Genomic DNA, 2,057 nt, shown 5'->3' with positions numbered 1-2,057 from the left:
TCTAAAATTAACATAATACACCTTATCCGAAATGCTTAGATATTTTCATTATCTTTCAATGTTATAGTCAATACTTAATAGCCCGAAACGTCATGCTCGGGCTTTTTTTATGATTCTTCACGTTCCACGACTAATATTTCATCAATGTTTCACAACTTTGATTAGCTCCAGTAAATAATTAAAACCTAGATAATAAGAACCGAGCGAGTGTCTACGAGCGATTGAGCATCATCAAAATTTCGACCTCGCTTTTTCTCTGATTACAAGCTCCCTTTCGATTTTAAACGGTAGTTACAGAGCATCCCGAATGGGTGCGAACTTTGGAGCTTTTGCTTTTCAAAAAGTATGAGCGAAGCGAATACATTACCAATGCTTTTGCTTTTAGATTTCATAAACAGGATTAACCAAAAACTGCCCCATGAAGCGAGGAACGAGCTTCAATAGAGTACGAGCTTTAGCGAGTACATAGGGCAGTTTTAAGCACTCCCCTCTTTTTAATATTTTTTAATTTTTTAATTTTTAGCCTCTACAATTAATTGATATATAAGAATAAAAATAGCAATAAGTACACCTTTATCTTGCAATAAGTACACCTTTATCTTGCAATAAGTACACCTTTATCTTGCAATAAGTACACCTTTATCTTGCAAAGTGACACTCAATAAAATAGAGTGTACTTATATATTTAAAAAACATGTGTGCTTATGAAAAAGGAACTAGTCGTTAAAGATAATGCACTAATAAATGCCAGTTATAATTTAGACCTATCAGAACAACGTTTAATACTGTTAGCCATACTTGAAGCTAGGCAATCAAATACACCCAATGATAAAGATTTGACGATTCATGCTGAAAGCTATATCAACCATTTCAATGTTCATAGAAATACAGCCTATAAAGTTCTTAAAGATGCTTGCAAAAGCCTATTTGATCGTAGATTTAGCTATCAAAAGCTGACTCAAAAGGGCAACATTGAGAATGTAATAAGTCGATGGGTACAACGAATATCTTATGTAGAAAATGAAGCTCTTGTTCGTATTAAGTTTTCTGATGATGTTGTACCGTTGATTACAAATTTAGAAAAACACTTCACCAGTTATGAACTAGAGCAAGTCAGCAGTTTAACTAGTGTTTACGCTATACGCTTGTATGAGTTGCTTATCGCATGGCGTAGTACAGGCAAAGTGACTATGGTAGAGCTAGAAGAGCTAAGATTAAAATTAGGCATAGAACCCAACGAATACAAGAGAATGGGGCAATTTAAAGAAAAAGTTTTACACCTTGCCATTGATCAAATTAATGAGTACACAGATATAAAAGCAGAGTATGAACAACACAAACGTGGTCGTTCAATTATTGGTTTTTCATTTAAGTTTAAGCAAAAATCACAGCCGAAAAAATTAGATTCTAAGCGTGACCCAAACACACCTGACTTTTTTGTCAAAATGACCGATGCACAACGCCATTTATTTGCCAATAAAATGTCAGAAATGCCTGAAATGGGGAAATATTCACAAGGTACAGAAAGCTACCAACAATTTGCTATCCGTATAGCAGATATGCTTTTAGAGCCTGAAAAATTCAGAGAGCTTTATCCAATATTAGAAAAATCAGGATTTCAGCCATGATTAAATTAAACAACCTATCAACTGATCTAAAACATGTGACCGTTGAATACCTCGACATCGTAAATTATGAAATTGCGAGGGAAAATATATGCGGTTATATCTTCCTATTATCTCGAATATCCAAAAATGCAGAACCCACCAAAAAAATGCAGATGGAAAGCAAAATACAGGACTTAATTTACTATCGAGATAATTTGCAGATAGAGGACAAAGACAATATTCAAAAGGTTTTAAATACGCTCATTCCCGAGTATCAAGCCGAACAGAACAACCAAACAGCTAAGAAAAATTAGGCTTCAATATCGGGCAAATCAAAAAGCTGTCTATCTCTATTTTCTGTTAAATATTCGTTGAGTTCAGCGAGTATTTTTTCTTTATTGGCTTCATTAGATTGCATCTTTTTAATTAAGTAAGAACCGAGCAAAATTT

2 protein-coding genes and 1 pseudogene are annotated in these 2,057 nt (G+C 33.9%); 2 read left to right on the top strand and 1 reads right to left on the bottom strand.

What is annotated here, in order from left to right; genetic code table 11:
- Positions 1–704: 704 nt before the first annotated feature.
- Together repM and FTU87_RS14905 are read left to right on the top strand one after the other, a co-directional pair.
- A complete protein-coding gene (gene repM, locus FTU87_RS14910; RefSeq protein ID WP_004856439.1) occupies positions 705–1,628 on the top strand; it encodes a replication initiation protein RepM in 924 nt (307 codons plus the stop codon).
- Entirely contained in the window at positions 1,625–1,921 is a 297-nt protein-coding gene (locus FTU87_RS14905; protein ID WP_004856442.1) for a hypothetical protein, read from the top strand. The genes repM and FTU87_RS14905 overlap by 4 nt, the downstream gene beginning before the upstream one ends.
- On the opposite strand, the pseudogene FTU87_RS14900 reads toward FTU87_RS14905, so the two are convergent.
- Positions 1,918–2,057 (bottom strand): annotated as a pseudogene (locus tag FTU87_RS14900) (mobilization protein); the annotation flags it as partial. The gene FTU87_RS14905 and the pseudogene FTU87_RS14900 sit on opposite strands and share 4 nt — an antisense overlap.

Origin of the sequence: Acinetobacter sp. YH12156, from assembly GCF_013418235.1 — a bacterium.
Classification (GTDB): Bacteria; Pseudomonadota; Gammaproteobacteria; order Pseudomonadales; family Moraxellaceae; genus Acinetobacter; species Acinetobacter pseudolwoffii.
The sequence above is the reverse complement of the archived record's forward strand: the minus strand, read 5'-3'. Positions and strand labels throughout refer to the sequence as shown.

Bases quoted from the DNA above. Each gene is read 5' to 3' on its own strand.
- repM (WP_004856439.1), top strand. From the start codon at position 705: ATGAAAAAGGAACTAGTCGTTAAAGATAATGCACTAATAAATGCCAGT.
- FTU87_RS14905 (WP_004856442.1), top strand. From the start codon at position 1,625: ATGATTAAATTAAACAACCTATCAACTGATCTAAAACATGTGACCGTT.